This is a genomic window from Streptomyces sp. NPDC006385, assembly GCF_040612485.1.
Classification (GTDB): Bacteria; Actinomycetota; Actinomycetes; order Streptomycetales; family Streptomycetaceae; genus Streptomyces.
In genome coordinates, this window is sequence record NZ_JBEXQG010000010.1 from 66316 (window position 1) to 82119 (window position 15804).

Annotated in this window: 11 protein-coding genes and 1 other RNA gene; 10 read left to right on the forward strand and 2 right to left on the reverse strand. The window is 72.9% G+C overall.

Going from position 1 to position 15804, the window contains the following annotated elements:
* Positions 1 to 84: 84 nt before the first annotated feature.
* Positions 85 to 4383, reverse strand: coding sequence for an FHA domain-containing protein (locus ABZ078_RS10475; protein ID WP_356573918.1), 4299 nt, complete (start codon positions 4381 to 4383; stop codon positions 85 to 87).
* Between the two features lie 363 nt (positions 4384 to 4746).
* On the opposite strand from ABZ078_RS10475, the gene ABZ078_RS10480 reads away from it, so the two are divergent.
* The 4 genes from ABZ078_RS10480 (at position 4747) to ABZ078_RS10495 (ending at position 10038) form a co-directional block, all read left to right on the forward strand.
* Positions 4747 to 6477 carry a protein kinase gene (locus ABZ078_RS10480; RefSeq protein ID WP_356573679.1) on the forward strand — a complete coding sequence of 577 codons (1731 nt, stop codon included), beginning with the start codon at positions 4747 to 4749 and terminating at the stop codon, positions 6475 to 6477.
* A gap of 154 nt (positions 6478 to 6631) precedes the next feature.
* A complete protein-coding gene (locus ABZ078_RS10485; protein WP_356573681.1) occupies positions 6632 to 7882 on the forward strand; it encodes a serine/threonine-protein kinase in 1251 nt (416 codons plus the stop codon).
* A gap of 103 nt (positions 7883 to 7985) precedes the next feature.
* Positions 7986 to 9092 (forward strand): peptide chain release factor 2, encoded by a 1107-nt coding sequence (prfB, locus tag ABZ078_RS10490; protein WP_356573683.1) that lies wholly within the window; start codon positions 7986 to 7988, stop codon positions 9090 to 9092.
* A gap of 289 nt (positions 9093 to 9381) precedes the next feature.
* A complete protein-coding gene (locus ABZ078_RS10495; RefSeq protein WP_356573685.1) occupies positions 9382 to 10038 on the forward strand; it encodes an LPXTG cell wall anchor domain-containing protein in 657 nt (218 codons plus the stop codon).
* 108 nt (positions 10039 to 10146) lie between these two features.
* Here ABZ078_RS10495 and ABZ078_RS10500 read toward each other — a convergent pair whose 3' ends face one another.
* Positions 10147 to 10338 carry a hypothetical protein gene (locus ABZ078_RS10500; RefSeq protein ID WP_031478234.1) on the reverse strand — a complete coding sequence of 64 codons (192 nt, stop codon included), beginning with the start codon at positions 10336 to 10338 and terminating at the stop codon, positions 10147 to 10149.
* Positions 10339 to 10591: 253 nt separating this feature from the next.
* Between ABZ078_RS10500 and ftsE the strand changes: the two genes are divergently transcribed.
* The 6 genes from ftsE to ABZ078_RS10530 all read left to right on the forward strand — a co-directional run bounded on the left by ftsE (position 10592) and on the right by ABZ078_RS10530 (position 15797).
* Entirely contained in the window at positions 10592 to 11281 is a 690-nt protein-coding gene (gene ftsE, locus ABZ078_RS10505; protein ID WP_067235911.1) for a cell division ATP-binding protein FtsE, read from the forward strand.
* Positions 11282 to 11315: 34 nt separating this feature from the next.
* Complete coding sequence (gene ftsX / locus ABZ078_RS10510; protein ID WP_356573687.1) at positions 11316 to 12233, forward strand: permease-like cell division protein FtsX; 918 nt, start codon at positions 11316 to 11318, stop codon at positions 12231 to 12233.
* 68 nt (positions 12234 to 12301) lie between these two features.
* Positions 12302 to 13468, forward strand: a complete 1167-nt coding sequence (locus ABZ078_RS10515; RefSeq protein WP_356573689.1) for a S41 family peptidase — start codon at positions 12302 to 12304, stop codon at positions 13466 to 13468.
* A 59-nt stretch (positions 13469 to 13527) separates the two neighbouring features.
* Positions 13528 to 14070, forward strand: coding sequence for an SsrA-binding protein SmpB (gene smpB, locus ABZ078_RS10520; RefSeq protein ID WP_356573920.1), 543 nt, complete (start codon positions 13528 to 13530; stop codon positions 14068 to 14070).
* Between the two features lie 114 nt (positions 14071 to 14184).
* Positions 14185 to 14553, forward strand: a transfer-messenger RNA (tmRNA) gene (gene ssrA, locus ABZ078_RS10525).
* Between the two features lie 164 nt (positions 14554 to 14717).
* Positions 14718 to 15797, forward strand: coding sequence for a DUF4232 domain-containing protein (locus ABZ078_RS10530; protein WP_356573691.1), 1080 nt, complete (start codon positions 14718 to 14720; stop codon positions 15795 to 15797).
* Positions 15798 to 15804 lie beyond the last annotated feature (7 nt).

The following is a 15804-nucleotide window of genomic DNA, read 5'->3' on the forward strand; positions in this document are numbered from 1 at the left end:
GAGGCGGTGGGAGGGCCGGCCCTCGGCGACGTCCCAGCGACGTCGTTGCTGTGACATCACGGCAGCGACATCACGGCAGCGACGTCACAGCAACGACGGAACCCCCGTGGCGGAGACCTCCCGCGCCGCCCTCTCCAGCGCGCTGGCCAGCAACGCCAGGTCCGTCGGCCCGTTGCCCAGCTCGCGGACCTGGCGCTTGGCCGGCGGGTCGCCCATGCGGTGCCACTCCAGCGGTACGACCGTGGGCCGCAGCGTCGCCGTCCGTGGGATACGCCCCGTGACCCGCCCGCCCTGGAACGGCACCGTTCTCCCGTCCGCCCAGGTCAGCCGCCCGCGTCCCGGCGCCGGTTCGTCCGGCCCCGCGCTCACCGCGTCCAGGGTCACCCGCAGCGTCGCCCGTCGCGCCGGTTCGGACTCCGCCGTACGGCCCCCGATCCCCGCGGCGGCCACCAGGTGCACGCCGAGCCGCTCGCCCTCGCGTGCCACGGCCTCCAGCGCGCGTATCACCGAGCCCGCCGCGGGCCGGCCCAGCGACCCCAGCGCCGGGGAGACCAGCGCGTCCAGGTCGTCCACCACCACCACGAGCCGGGGCAGCGGCGGCACGGCCTCGGCCTCCGCCTGCCGACGGGCCGCACCCGGCCGCAGACGGATCGTGGAGCTCGGCGGCGAGTCGAGATCCCCCGTCGGGTCACCGGTGCCGCCCCCGGCCCCGGCCCCGACCCCGGCGCCACCGCCCGCACCCGCTCCTGCCGCACGCTGCGCGACCATCCGGCCCGACAGCTCACGACCCGTGTGCCACTCGGTGAAGTCGGACCGCCCGAGCAGCTCCGCGCGCCGCTTCAGCTCGGCGCTGAGCGACTGGGCGAACTCCCGCATGCGGACAGGGTCGTTGGCGGCGAGGTGAGTGGTGACATGCGGGACGTCCGTGCAGACCCGCAGCCCCTCGCCGTGACCGCCGCCCGAGCCCGTGCTGTCCCGGCCGTCGATCAGGACGACGCCCAGCCGGTCCGGCCGCTCGGCCGCGGCGAGCGAGGCGACGATCGCCCGCAGCAGTTCCGTACGGCCGCTGCCGGGCGGCCCCTCGATCAGCAGATGCGGGCCGTCGGCGCCGAGGTCCGCGCTGACCGGCCCGCGCGGCCCGGCGCCGAGCACGGCACACGCCCGGCCGCCGAGGGCCCGCGTGTCATCGGCCGCGTCGGCCCACCGCGCCATCAGCGACGCCGGGGTGGCCCGGGCCAGCCCCAACTCGTCCAGCAGCCGCGCCGCCTGGGGCAACGGCACGGACACGCGCGCGTGCCGCTCTCCGACGGCACTCTCCGTCCGCAACGGCGCCAGGGCCCGCGCGAACCGCTCCGCCCAGGCGAGCGAGACGGCATCCACGGCGGCGACGGTGCCGTGGCCCACGGGGCCGTGGCTGGGGGCGGCGCCGTTTCCGACCGTGCCTCGGCCACCGGTGCCGACTGGGCCGTCGTGGGTGACGGTGCCGTGGACGGCGGAGCTTTGCCCGGGAGCGCTGTGTCCGGTCATGCCGTGTCCGGAAGTGCCGTGTCCGGAAGTGCCATGTCCGGAGGCGCCGTGTCCGCCTGGGCGGTGCCCCATGGTGCTGTGTCCAGGAGTGTCGTTTCCGACCGCGCTGTGGGCGACGCTGCCGTGTCCGGCCGGCCCGTGGTCGACGGGCGCGCGCCCTGCGAGGCCGGGCTCGCCGACGGCGTACCCGGCCGGGCTGTCCCCGCCGTGATCCGCGAAGTCGCGGCCGCCGCCAGCCTGATCGACGGCACCGGGCCGAACTGCTCCAGCCCGACCCGGGGCTGCCCCTGCCCGACCCGGGGCTGCGCTCAGGCCACCCTGGGATGTGTCCGCCCCACCCGGGGCTGCCCCTGCCCGACCAGGGGCTGCGCTCAGGCCACCCTGGGATGTGTCCGCCCCACCCGGGGCTGCCCCCGCCCGACCCGGGGCTGCGCCTGCCCGACCCTGGGCTGCGCCGAGGCCACCCTGGGACGTGTCCGCGTTACCCGGGGCTGCCCCCGCCCGACCCGGGGCTGCCCCCGCCCGACCCGGGGCTGCGCCCAGGCCACGCCGGGATGTGTCCGCCCCGCCCGCGGAGGTGTCCACGCCACGCCGGGATCTGTCCGCCCCGCCCAGGCCCGCATCCCCGCCACGCCAGGCCGCGTCCGCCCCGCCCGCGGAGGTGTCCGCGGGGTGCGGGAAGCTCTCCGCAAGGGCACCGGCGCCGCCGCCCTCGCCTCCGCCGCGCTCCCGCGCAGCGCCCCCCGAACCGGCCGACGCAGCCGCCCCCACTGCCGCGGTCGTCCCGGCACCGCCCCGCGTGACCGTCCCGGCTCGCGCGACCCGCATCAGCCGCAGGGCCGTCGCCACATCGCCGCTCAGCAGGGCGACCGCCCCGCACTCCCGGAACGTCGGCGCCTTCGCGCACGCCGCCTCGTAGGTCTCCGTCACCGGCGACGCGGGCGACGCCGACGCCGTCTCGGCGAGGCACACGACATGGATCCCGGCCGCCGGCCCCTCCCACGCGAGCCGAGCCACCGCCTCGCGCACGTCGGCGCCCCCGGGATCGCCGTCCACGACGACCACGGTGCAGGGCCCGGCGAAGCCACCCGCCGAGTCGGCCGGGTCGTCGTCCCGCGCCCAGGAGGGCCGCCGAACGGCACCCTGGGCCGGCACCCGCCCGCCCACGCCACGCGTGGGGTCGCTCGCCGCGCCGGCGGACCCGCCGCGTGTCTCGGCCGCCATGTCCTCCAGGCGCCGCAACAGCTCCTCGGCGCGGGCCGTCGCCTGTTCACGGTCGTAGGCCAGCAGGAGCCGGCAGTCCTGGCCGTGTCCGGGGCGCACATGCGGGAGCCAGCCCAGCCAGGCCCACTCGGCGGTGCGCTCCTCCACGGTGCGGGAGCGGTCCGCGCTGATCAGGACCAGCTCCAGGACGTCCGGCGAGTGCAGCGCGGCGAGCTGGGCGATCACCGCGCGGGCCAGCCCGGCGAGCCGCTCACGCGGGCCGGCCAGCCCCAGCGCCCCGACCTCCCGCAGATCGGCGGTCACCGGCACCGCGGGCAGCAGGCCCGAGCCGTCGGGCGCAGCCCGGTCGGCCGTGCCGAGCCGTACCGTGAGCGCCTCGGGGTGACCCGGTGCGCGCTCCCACAGCCGGGGCCCGGGGCCCAGGGCCGTCAGCAGCAGGGACGCGAGGTCCGGCCACCGCTCCGGCAGCCGAGGGCCGTGCGTCGCCGAGGGCAGGACGGTCGCCTCGGCGGGCCCGTCATCGTCGTACGTCCCATGCCGCTCCGCCGCCTGCTCGCCGCGTCCGCCGGTCAGCCGCCGCGCCCACGCGGTGAGCCCACCGCGCCTGCGCACGCCGGGCGGTACGTCCGTACCCCGGAGCGGGGTTCCCTTACGGCCGGTGTCCCCGGCGCCCTGGTCGCCGTGCAGCCCGTCGGACCTGGCCGCCCCGAGGCCCGCGCCGTGCGTGTCACCGTCGCGCGGTCCCGGCAGCGGGCTGTCCGGCTCGCCGTGCCGTTCGATCCGGGGTGCCCCGCCCTGCACCGGAACGATGGGCGGCTCCACGGGAGCGTGCTCCTGAGCGGACGGCCGCCCACCCGAGGACGCGGACGCGTCGCCGCCGTCCGCCACGCGCGCGTGAGACACCGCCGAGCCTCCCGGGGCGGGCGCCACCGGACCGTCGCCGCGCGGGTCGGCGGCGGCATCCCCGCCCCGCTCGCCCGCGGCCGGCACGCGGATGTGCCCCTCCCCGTCCGGCTCGGTGCGCACCCGCGCCCCCGGCCCTCCGGCCGGAGCCAGCCGCAGCGCCGACTCGCCGATCCGCAGCAGCGCCCCCGGCGCGAACCGCACCGGGCGCGTGGTCACACCGGAGCCGTCCAGTGTCGTGCCGTTCGTGGAGCCGAGGTCGGCGACCGAGACCCGGCCGTCGGCGGCGACGGTGACCGCGCAGTGGAGGCGGGAGACGTCCGGGTCGTCGAGCGGGACGTCGGCGTCGGCGGAGCGGCCGATGCGGATCTCGCCGCCGTGCAGCAGATGGACGCCGCCCGCGTCCGGGCCGGCCACGACATGGAGCTGGGTCGGGGCGTCGTCCAGCTCGGGGTGGGGCTCGGGCGCCGGCGGGGCGCCCAGGGACAGCACCGCGCCGTCGGTCAGCGGGGGCTCGCCGAGCGTGCTGCGGCGGTCGTCCAGCCGCTCCGCCCCGGCGTACAGCACGACCGGGCCGTCGCCCCCGGACACCGCCGAGGCGAGCGCCGACGCCACCGCGGCCAGGGCCGTGCCCGCGGGCGCCGTGACCAGCACGTCGCAGCTCGCGGCGCGGCCCCGCGCCGGGGCAGGTGGGGCCAGCGGGTCTACGACGGTCAGCCGGATCTGCATCGGCGTCAGCGATCCCTTCTGCGCGGGCGCGGCGGACTTCCCCCCACCCCACACGAGCACATCGGCCAGTACTCCACGTACTTCACGCATCCTCGCACCTGCCACTGACAGCGCGCCCCCCGCCCGAAGGCAAGTGATCTTGATTGGTCGGCTCTGCCCGCAAAAGTGCCTGACAAGTGGCCCACCGGCGACCGCTTGAGATCGGTCACGTCCGCTCGCGGCAACCACGGGACGGAGCCGAGCGTCTTTCCTTCGAACATGTACGGGAAGCCGTACGTAAGACGCACAGAACGACGACAGCCGGTGCCTCGGGGGACGGCACTACAGTGGGTCGGAACGTAGGCAAGCAGCAGGGAGCGCGACGTGCGGCCGGTAGGCAGCAAGTACTTCCTCGAGGAGCCGCTCGGTCGCGGCGCCACGGGGACCGTCTGGCGAGCCCGCCAGCGGGAGACCGCGGGCGCCGAGGCGGCCGTGCCGGGCCAGCCCGGCGAGACCGTCGCGATCAAGGTCCTCAAAGAAGAGCTGGCCGGCGATCCCGACATCGTCATGCGGTTCCTGCGGGAGCGGTCCGTCCTGCTGCGCCTGACCCACCCGAACATCGTCCGGGTCCGTGACCTGGTCGTCGAGGGCGATCTGCTCGCCCTGGTCATGGACCTCGTCGAGGGCCCCGACCTGCACCGCTACCTGCGCGAGAACGGCTCCTTCAGCCCGGTCGCCGCCGCCCTGCTCACCGCGCAGATCGCCGACGCCCTCGCCGCCAGCCACGCCGACGGCGTCGTCCACCGCGACCTGAAGCCGGCCAACGTCCTGCTGAAGCAGAACGACGGCCAGATGCACCCGATGCTGACCGACTTCGGCATCGCCCGCCTCGCCGACTCCCCGGGTCTGACCCGCACCCACGAGTTCGTCGGCACGCCCGCGTACGTCGCGCCGGAGTCCGCCGAGGGCCGCCCGCAGACGTCGGCCGTCGACATCTACGGCGCCGGCATCCTCCTGTACGAGCTGGTCACCGGCCGCCCGCCGTTCGGCGGCGGCTCCGCCCTGGAGGTCCTGCACCAGCACCTGAGCGCCGAGCCGCGCCGCCCGTCCACGGTCCCCGACCCGCTCTGGACGGTCATAGAACGCTGTCTGCGCAAGAACCCCGACGAACGGCCCAGCGCCGAGAACCTCGCCCGCGCCCTGCGCGTCGTCGCCGAGGGCGTCGGCGTGCACGCCAACTCCGCGCAGATCGCCGCGGCCGAGGGCGTCGCCGCCCTGCTCGCCCCCGACCCCTCGCCGACGACCGTGCCCGGCTCGGCCGACCCCACGCAGGTACTCCCGCACGGCGCGGGCGGCGCGTTCGACCCGAACGCCGCGACCAGCGTCCTGCCGCACACCGGCGCCCCCGGCCCGGCGGGCGCCGCGGACCCCACGGCCGTCCTGCCGAACACGGGAGGCCCCGGCGCCGCCGATCCGACGGCCGTCATGCCCCCGATGCCGCCGGGCCGGCCCGGTCAGCAGCCGGGGCAGCCCGGCCCCGAGGACCCGCACCCCTGGCAGAACCAGCTGCGTGCCGCCCGGGACCGCAACGAGCAGACGCAGGTCCAGTACCTCGACCCGGGCCAGGACCCTCTGCGCCGCCGCCCCCAGCGGCAGGTCGCCCGCCCGCAGCAGCAGCCGCACCCCCAGCAGCCGCACCCCCAGCAGCAGCGGCCGCCGCAGGGCCGGCAGCAGGGGTACGGCCAGCCGCAGCAGCACCAGCCGCAGCCGTACGCCCCACCGCGGCAACCCCAGCAGCAGCCGCAGCGCTACGCCCCGCCGCCCGCGCCGGAGCCGCAGCGGCCGCAGCGCGAGCCCCGTCCGCCGCGGCAGCGCAGCGCCAACCCGATGCGGATCCCCGGGCTCGGCTGTCTGAAGGGGTGCCTGTTCACCATCCTCATCCTGTTTGTCGCGGGCTGGCTGATCTGGGAGCTGAGCCCGTTGCAGGAGTGGATCGGCACGGGCAAGGGCTACTGGGAGCAGCTCACCGACTGGTTCAGCACGGTGACGGGGTGGATCGGTGAACTGGGCGGGAGCTCGGGCGGAGGATCCGGCGGGGGCTCGGGCACCAACTGACCGGAGGCCGTACCGACTCCTGTCCGGAGGCGGGTCACGGCCTCCGTTTGTTTGGGGATTTGTCGACACCGGGCGGGTGATTTCCGCCTCCGCGGTGAAGGTTGGCTCTGTGGACGCGTAGTTTTGACGACAACACGCGTCGGTAGGAGCAGTCTTGGCACGGAAGATCGGTAGCCGGTACACCGCCAACCAGATTCTGGGGCGGGGCAGCGCCGGCACGGTGTGGCTGGGCGAGGGGCCCGAGGGGCCCGTCGCCATCAAGCTGCTGCGTGAGGATCTCGCGTCCGACCAGGAGCTCGTCGGGCGCTTCGTGCAGGAGCGGACGGCGCTGCTCGGCCTGGAGCACCCGAACGTCGTCTCCGTCCGCGACCTGGTGGTCGACGGCAACGACCTGGCACTGGTCATGGACCTCGTCCGCGGCACGGACCTGCGCACCCGCCTCGACCGCGACCGGCGGCTCGCGCCCGAGGCGGCGGTCGCGATCGTGGCGGACGTGGCGGACGGGCTGGCGGCGGCGCACGCGGCCGGGGTCGTGCACCGGGACGTGAAGCCGGAGAACGTGCTGCTGGACATGCAGGGCCCGCTGGGGCCCGGAGGCTCTCACCCGGCCCTGCTGACGGATTTCGGCGTGGCGAAGCTCATCGACTCACCGCGCCGCACCCGCGCCACGAAGATCATCGGGACGCCGGACTACCTGGCGCCGGAGATCGTCGAGGGCCTGCCGCCACGGGCGGCGGTCGACATCTACGCCCTCGCCACGGTGCTGTACGAGCTGCTGGCGGGCTTCACGCCGTTCGGCGGCGGCCACCCCGGCGCGGTCCTGCGCCGCCATGTCACGGAGACGGTGGCGCCGCTGCCCGGCATCCCCGACGAGCTGTGGCAGCTGGTCGTGCAGTGCCTGGCGAAGGCGCCGGCCTCGCGGCTGCGGGCGTCGGAGCTGGGGGCACGGCTGCGGGAGCTGCTGCCGTTGGTGGCCGGGATGCCACCGCTGGACGTGGACGAGCCGGACGCGGAGCAGGCGGAGGAAGAGGCTCCGGCCGCGGAGGAGGCGGCGGCGCCGGGCGATGGCGCGGAGCGGGTCCGGCGGCGGGGCGCGGTGCCGCTGGTGCCGGGTGCCAAGCCGGCCGACTCCAACCGTGACACGCATACGTCGATGAGGGTGCCGGCGCCCGACGAACTGGCCGGAGGCGCGCGGGGTACGGCGCGGGTGCCGAGGCCGGCGGGGGCGCCCCGGCCGGGTTCGGCACGTCACCGGGCGGTGGCTCGGCGGCGGCGGGTGGCGTTGGGGGCGGCGGCGGTGGTGCTGGTGGCGGCGGCGGGCGTGGGCACCTGGCTGGCGACCTCGGGTGACGACGCCGACGCGACGCCCCAGGACACGAACAACTCGGCCCCGGCGACCCCGTAGCGTTCCGCGGCCCCCAGCCCTGCCCGTGCCCGTCCCGAGCCCCCGGGGCCGGGGCCGAGGCGGCCCGGGCCTCGCCGCTTGGCGGAGCCGTTACGCTGGAGGCGTGGCAGTCGTCGATGTATCCGAAGAGCTCAAGTCCCTCTCCTCGACCATGGAGTCGATCGAGGCCGTTCTGGACCTCGACAGGCTGAGGGCAGACATCGCCGTGCTCGAGGAGCAGGCGGCCGCGCCGTCCCTGTGGGACAACCCGGACGAGGCGCAGAAGATCACCAGCAAGCTGTCCCACCTCCAGGCGGAGGTGAGGAAGGCCGAGGCCCTCCGCGGTCGTATCGACGACCTCGGTGTTCTCTTCGAGATGGCCGAGGAGGAGGACGACCCGGACACCCGTGCCGAGGCCGAGTCCGAGCTCGCCGCCGTCCGCAAGGCGCTGGACGAGATGGAGGTGCGCACGCTCCTCAGCGGGGAGTACGACGCCCGTGAGGCACTCGTCAACATCCGCGCCGAGGCCGGCGGCGTCGACGCCGCCGACTTCGCCGAGCGGCTCCAGCGCATGTACCTGCGCTGGGCCGAGCAGCGCGGCTACAAGACCGAGGTCTACGAGACGTCGTACGCCGAAGAGGCCGGCATCAAGTCGACCACCTTCGCCGTGCAGGCGCCGTACGCCTACGGGACCCTGTCCGTCGAGCAGGGCACCCACCGGCTCGTCCGTATCTCGCCCTTCGACAACCAGGGCCGGCGCCAGACCTCCTTCGCGGGGGTGGAAGTCCTCCCCGTCGTCGAGCAGTCCGACCACGTCGAGATCGACGAGAGCGACCTGCGGATCGACGTCTACCGGTCCTCCGGGCCCGGTGGCCAGGGCGTCAACACCACCGACTCCGCCGTCCGGATCACCCACCTCCCGACCGGCATCGTCGTCTCCTGCCAGAACGAGCGGTCGCAGATCCAGAACAAGGCCACCGCGATGAACGTCCTCCAGGCCAAGCTGCTCGAGCGGCGCCGGCAGGAGGAGCAGGCCAAGATGGACGCACTCAAGGGCGACGGCGGCAACTCCTGGGGCAACCAGATGCGGTCCTACGTGCTGCACCCGTACCAGATGGTCAAGGACCTGCGCACCGAGTTCGAAGTCGGCAACCCCGAGGCCGTGTTCAACGGTGAGATCGACGGGTTCCTCGAAGCCGGAATTCGCTGGCGCAAGCAGCAAGAGAAGTAACTTTGTCGACATGACAACTGCCGCCCTCGTGGCGGCAGTTGTCTTTTCTGTGCCCGCATGTCTGGGTTTTACATCACACTCACAGCCTTCAATCACCGGCATTGCTCTCGTATGGGACATGGCGGCCTCAAACGGCCTTGACGTGTCTTTGAAAAATGGGAAGGGTAAAGCGTGGCATGCGTATCTCTGGGGCGCATGTGAACCGGGGGGCTCACGTTCAGCTACCTCTGTCGATCACGGCCCCGAGCGCCGCCTCACTGACGATTCAGCTACTGGGGGTAGCAACCACATGACGAAGAAGACGCGGATCCGTATCGCGCGCCTCGCGGCCGGCGCCGTGATCGCGGCCGGTGCCTCGCTGACCGCTGCGGGTGCCGCATCTGCCGCCGAGGCGGACGACGACTGCCTGCTCGGCATCCTGTGCGCGCCCGAGGACCCGACCGAGCCGCCGACCGACCCGGTTCCGACGGACCCGGGCATCCCGACGGACATCCCGACGGACCCGGGCATCCCGACCGAGGAGCCCACGATCCCGACGGACCCGACGCTGGAGCCGACCGAGCCGGAGCAGCCCACCGAGGACCCGACCATCGACCCGACCGACCCGGGTGACGGGAACGGCAACGGGAACGGGAACGGGAACGGGAACGGCAACGGGAACGGGAACGGCAACAACGGCGGGGGCAACGACAACACCAACCCCGACGGTGGCACCTCCCCCCAGCAGGAGGGTTCCTCCGGCCTCGCCGACACCGGTGCGGACGACACCACGGGCACTGCCACGGGCACCAACACCTCCGCCCAGGGCAACGGCGACGAGCTCGCCGAGACGGGTGCCGCTCAGACCACGTTCCTGCTGGTCGGCGCCGCGACGATGATCGCCGGTGGCATCGGCTTCCGCATCCTGCCGCGCCTTGTGGGCGGCCGTGGCGGTGCGGCCGCCTGACGGTGGCCCATGCTTGACGCGGTGTGATCGACACCGTACGGCCGAGGGGCCCGGAGCGTGCTTCGCTCCGGGCCCCTCGTCATGTCCGTGTACGGTGCGGGCGGCGCCCTATGCGGTCTGGTGCGCCAGCAGTGCCACCGCGGCGATCAGCACCGCCAGCAGGGCGATCAGCGTCATCGGGTTCAGGCCCGCGAGCGGGTTCTCCTGTTGCAGCCGCTCGCGGTTGGCCCGGCAGACGGGGCAGCGACCCTCACTCACGGGCGCGGCACAGTTCGCGCACACCAGCCGGTCGTACGTCATGCGCCACCCTCCTAGCCACTGGTTCCACCTGGACAACGCTCGCGGGCAACCGAACGTTCCCCCTCCACTGTGCCAGGTTCCCGCGGAAGCTGCGCCGGGTCGCTTCCACAGGGGTGGTCGCAGGGTCCGGGGTGTGACACCCGTCCGGCACAAAAGGGCACAACCCTTACACAACCCCTACCGGTGCCTGCGCTCGACTCCCCGGTTCGCGTATGGTCACGCTCATCTACCCCCGGCGACCCGTGGTGCATCCGTGATCCGATTCGACAACGTCTCCAAGGTCTACCCCAAGCAGACCCGCCCCGCACTCAGGGATGTGTCCCTCGAAGTGGAGAAGGGCGAGTTCGTCTTCCTCGTGGGGTCCTCCGGCTCCGGAAAGTCCACCTTCCTGCGGCTGGTCCTCCGCGAGGAGCGGTGCAGTCACGGTCAGGTGCACGTCCTGGGCAAGGACCTCGCACGCCTCTCCAACTGGAAGGTGCCGCAGATGCGGCGCCAGCTCGGGACGGTGTTCCAGGACTTCCGGTTGCTGCCGAACAAGACCGTCGCGGAGAACGTGGCCTTCGCCCAGGAGGTCATCGGCAAGTCGCGCGGCGAGATCCGCAAGTCCGTACCGCAGGTGCTCGACCTCGTCGGGCTCGGCGGCAAGGAGGACCGGATGCCCGGCGAACTCTCCGGTGGTGAGCAGCAGCGCGTGGCGATCGCGCGGGCCTTCGTCAACCGGCCCAAGCTGCTGATCGCCGACGAGCCCACCGGCAACCTCGACCCGCAGACCTCCGTCGGCATCATGAAGCTGCTCGACCGGATCAACCGGACCGGTACGACCGTCGTGATGGCCACGCACGACCAGAACATCGTGGACCAGATGCGCAAGCGCGTCATCGAGCTGGAGAAGGGCCGCCTCGTCCGCGACCAGGCCCGCGGCGTCTACGGCTACCAGCACTGACCGCCCCGTCCACGGAAAGGCCCAACCCGTCGCCATGCGCGCCCAGTTCGTACTGTCCGAGATCGGTGTCGGTCTCCGCCGCAATCTGACGATGACGTTCGCCGTCGTCGTCTCCGTCGCCCTGTCGCTCGCCCTGTTCGGCGGGTCGCTCCTGATGAGCGACCAGGTCAACACCATGAAGGGCTACTGGTACGACAAGGTCAACGTCTCGGTCTTCCTCTGCAACAAGAGCGACGCCGAATCCGACCCCAACTGCGCCAAGGGCGCCGTCACCGAGGACCAGAAGAAGGAGATCCTCGCCGACCTCGACAAGATGTCGATCGTCGAGAAGGTGACGTACGAGTCCCAGGACCAGGCGTACAAGCACTACAAGGAGCAGTTCGGGGACTCCCCGCTGGCCGCCTCGCTCACGCCGGACCAGATGCAGGAGTCGTACCGGATCAAGCTGAAGGATCCGGAGAAGTACCAGGTCATCGCGACCGCCTTCAACGGGCGGGACGGTGTGCAGTCGGTGCAGGACCAGAAGGGCATCCTGGACAACCTCTTCAAGCTGCTCAACGGCATGAACTGGGCCGCCCGCGCGGTCATGGCGCTCATGCTCGTCGTCGCGCTGATGCTGATCGTCAACACCGTGCGTGTCTCGGCGTTCAGCCGTCGGCGGGAGACCGGCATCATGCGTCTGGTCGGCGCGTCGGGCTTCTACATCCAGGCGCCGTTCATCATGGAGGCAGCGGTCGCCGGACTGATCGGCGGCACCCTCGCCTGCGCCTTCCTGCTGATCGCGCGGTACTTCCTCATCGACCACGGACTGGCCCTGGCCGACCAGCTCACCCTGGTCAACTTCATCGGCTGGGACGCGGTGTTGACCAAGCTCCCGCTCATCCTCGCGACGAGCCTGCTGATGCCGGCGTTGGCGGCTTTCTTCGCGTTGCGCAAGTATCTGAAGGTGTGACCAACGCCAAGGGGGCCGTACGGGCAACGGACCGTACGGCCCCTTCGCGTTGTCCTAGACTCACCGGCATGTCAGGTCGTGACCTGTTCTGTCAGCCCCGCCGCTTCGGCCGCGGGGCCGCCCTGACATTGGTCTTCGCGAGCGTGCTCGTCGCCGGTGCCGCGACCGGCTCCCTGCCCGGCCCCGACCGGAAATCCCCGGCCGGCGCGGCCCGTTCGACCGCCCCCACGGACCGGCACGAGGAAGTGGCGCGGGCGGCCGCCGAGGCCATGGCCACGGGCGAGTCCCCCACGGAGGCCGCCGAGCGCGCGGTCAGCCGCAGCGGGGACCGCTGGGGCGCCGTCTACTCCCAGGGCGAGTACGAGGAGTTCGAGGAGGCCCTCGACGGCGAGTACACCGGCGTCGGCCTGTGGGCGCGGCGCGAGCGGGACGGCCAGGTCGAGGTGACCAAGGTGCGGGCGGGGTCGCCGGCGGCGGACGCCGGGATCCGCGCGGGCGACCGGCTGCGCAGCGTCGACGGTGAGAAGGTCGACGGCCGCCCGGTGACCGAGGTGGTCTCCTTACTGAGGGGGGACGCGAAGGACGCGACCGCCGGTACGGCGGTGACGGTGGGCCTGGAGCGCGGCACACGCGCGTGGGACCTCACGTTGCGCCGGGCCCGTCTGTCCACCGACTCGGTCACTGTTCGCAAGCTCGCCGGCGGCATCACCGTCATCCGGATCTCCTCCTTCACCAAGGGATCCGGCGACGAGGTCCGCACCGCGGCACAGCAGGCCCCCGCCGGCGCCGGCGTCGTCCTGGACCTGCGCGGCAACTCCGGCGGCCTGGTCACCGAGGCCGTCACCGCCGCCTCCGCCTTCCTGGACGGCGGCCTGGTCGCCACGTACGACGTCGACGGCGAACAGCGCGCGCTGCACGCCGAGCCGGGCGGTGAAACCACCAGGCCCCTGGTCGCGCTCGTCGACGGGGGCACGATGAGCGCGGCCGAGCTGCTCACCGGAGCCCTGCAGGACCGCGGCCGCGCGGTCGTCGTCGGCACCCGCACCTTCGGCAAGGGCTCGGTCCAGATGCCGAGCCGCCTTCCGGACGGCTCCGTCGCCGAGCTGACCGTCGGCCACTACCGCACCCCCTCGGGACGGGCCGTGGACGGCAGGGGCATCACGCCCGACCTGGAGGCCGACCAGGAGGTCCTGGAGCGGGCCGAGACGGTCCTCAGCGGCCTGGGCGAGTCGTAAAACGGCTTTCCGGGCACCCCGTCCGTAGTGCGAAAATGGACGGCACTATGAGCAAGGGAATGTACGTACCGAAGGAGTCCCAGCCCAAGCAGGGCGGGGCCGCCGCCAAGGCGAGGGACGGCGAGAAGGGCGGCAAGCGCAAGATCGTCGCCCAGAACAAGAAGGCCCGGCACGACTACGCGATCATCGACACCTACGAGGCCGGCCTGGTGCTCATGGGCACCGAGGTCAAGTCGCTGCGCGAGGGTCGGACATCGCTGGCCGACGGCTTCGTCCAGATCGACAGGGGCGAGGCGTGGCTGCACAACGCCCACATCCCCGAGTATCACCAGGGCAGCTGGACCAACCACTCCGCGCGCCGCAAGCGCAAGCTGCTCCTGCACCGCGAGGAGATCGACAAGCTGGAGGCGAAGTCCCAGGAGACGGGTCACACGATCGTGCCCCTCGCCATCTACTTCAAGGACGGTCGCGCGAAGGCCGAGATCGCCCTGGCGCGAGGCAAGAAGGAGTACGACAAGCGCCAGACGCTCCGCGAGAAGCAGGACCGGCGGGAGTCGGACCGGGCGATCGCGGCGGCACGCCGCAGGCAGCGGGGCGGGTGAGCGGCTGCCGGGAATACGCTGGCATCGTCGTGCGTTGGTCACGTACGATGGCACCGCACCTCACAGAGGGTGCGCGCCTCCTCCGGTCTCCGGAGGGCATTGAAAAAACAACATGGGGATGATCGGTTTCGACAGCGGCTGTTGAAGCAGGGGAAGCGTGTCGAGGAAGCGGCAATGATCTCGTAAACCATATGTCGCAAAAAATAATCGCCAACACCAAGCGCGATTCCTTCGCCCTCGCTGCCTAAGTAGCGACTTGCGAAGTGTCAGCCCGGGGCTGTTCCCGACCCGGATCCTGGCATCAGCTAGGGAACTAAACCTCGATCCCGGTCACGGGGTGAAGAGGGAAACCAAACAGTGACTGGGCCCGTCGGCGACTTGTTCGCGTGATCGCCGGGGCCGAGAAAATCACAGCGGACTGCACACGGAGAAGCCCTGATTCTGCACCGTTGGACGCGGGTTCGATTCCCGCCATCTCCACGATCGGGAGGTTCTCGCGAATCTCCTCTCCCATGTGGGCAAAGGCCCCGCTGCTTCCGGGCAGCGGGGCCTTTGCCATGCCGTATCCATGATCTGTGACACCCCTGTGACCGGACGTGTGGGTTCCGCCACAGCCCGTGCGGCCGCCGCCCTGGTGGGGTGGGCGGATGACCGCCACCCCCCGCACCGTCCCCGCCGTCCTGGCCGGCGTCCTGCTGCTCGCCGCGTGTGGTTCAGAGCGCCCCTCGCAGGAGGGCGACGCGGGGCAGACGCGCGGCGTCGACGCTCCGGTCAAGGCCGAGGCGCTGTGTCCGTCGGGGTTCCTGCAGTACGGCAGCCCACCGCCGACCGGTGAGCCGGCGGCCGGCGGCAGACCCTCCGGCACGCCGACGCCGCTTCCCGTGCCCTCGCTCGACGGTCCGGGCGAGAACGGCGCGAAAGTCACCGGCCTGTACTCGTGGGGGCCGGACAGCGGCTGCTCGGCCGAGTACTCCGCCGACTTGGAGGTCACCAACCGGCACAAGGAGGCGGCCACGTACACCGTCACCATCGGCTTCCTCACAGGCAGCGGAGGTGCGGTCGACAACGTCGAGGCGATCGTCGAGTCGGTCGCGCCGGGGCGGACGGTCAAGAGGTCCGTCGCCATGAGCCAGTTGCCCGCGCAGGCGCCCGATGTGTCGGGCGCCGAGGTGCTCAAGGTACGCAGCGTTCCCACCGACGAGGCGTCGTCCGCCTCGGGGCCGTGCCCGGCGTCCGGGGTCCACGTCTACGCCGACCAGGGGGACGCCGCCCTGGGCCTGCGGGTCCTCGGGCTGCACCTCGTCAACTGCGGCACCCAGCCGTACCGGCTCAACGGCTACCCGGAGCTCGAACTCCTCGACGAGGACCATGACTCCGTCGACAGTGTGCGGATCCTCCAGGGAACCGATCGGATCGGCATGGCCACCGGCGGCGAGGGCAGCCCGCGGCCCGTCGTCCTGCAGCCGGGCGAGGCCGCGCGGGCGGGGCTGGCGTGGCGGAACACCACCGGCGCCGGCGATGCCGTGAACGCGCCGTACGCGCGCGTGCGGGCGAAGCCGGGCGCCCGCCCCGTGATGGTGGTGCCGGAGTTCGACCTGGGGACGACGGGGCGGCTCGGCGTCGGGCCGTGGAAGAAGGACGAGACGAACCCGGGCGCCGGCACCGGCACCGCGCGCCCGCAGCCGTTGTCCCCGTCCGCCGTCCCTCCGACCCTGCCGTCTCCGTGAACCGCGG

Coding starts and splice junctions, on each gene's coding strand:
- ABZ078_RS10475 (WP_356573918.1), bottom strand. CDS start 4,383: ATGCAGATCCGGCTGACCGTCGTAGACCCGCTGGCCCCACCTGCCCCG.
- ABZ078_RS10495 (WP_356573685.1), top strand. CDS start 9,382: ATGACGAAGAAGACGCGGATCCGTATCGCGCGCCTCGCGGCCGGCGCC.
- ABZ078_RS10500 (WP_031478234.1), bottom strand. CDS start 10,338: ATGACGTACGACCGGCTGGTGTGCGCGAACTGTGCCGCGCCCGTGAGT.
- ftsX (WP_356573687.1), top strand. CDS start 11,316: ATGCGCGCCCAGTTCGTACTGTCCGAGATCGGTGTCGGTCTCCGCCGC.
- ABZ078_RS10515 (WP_356573689.1), top strand. CDS start 12,302: ATGTCAGGTCGTGACCTGTTCTGTCAGCCCCGCCGCTTCGGCCGCGGG.
- smpB (WP_356573920.1), top strand. CDS start 13,528: ATGTACGTACCGAAGGAGTCCCAGCCCAAGCAGGGCGGGGCCGCCGCC.
- ABZ078_RS10530 (WP_356573691.1), top strand. CDS start 14,718: ATGACCGCCACCCCCCGCACCGTCCCCGCCGTCCTGGCCGGCGTCCTG.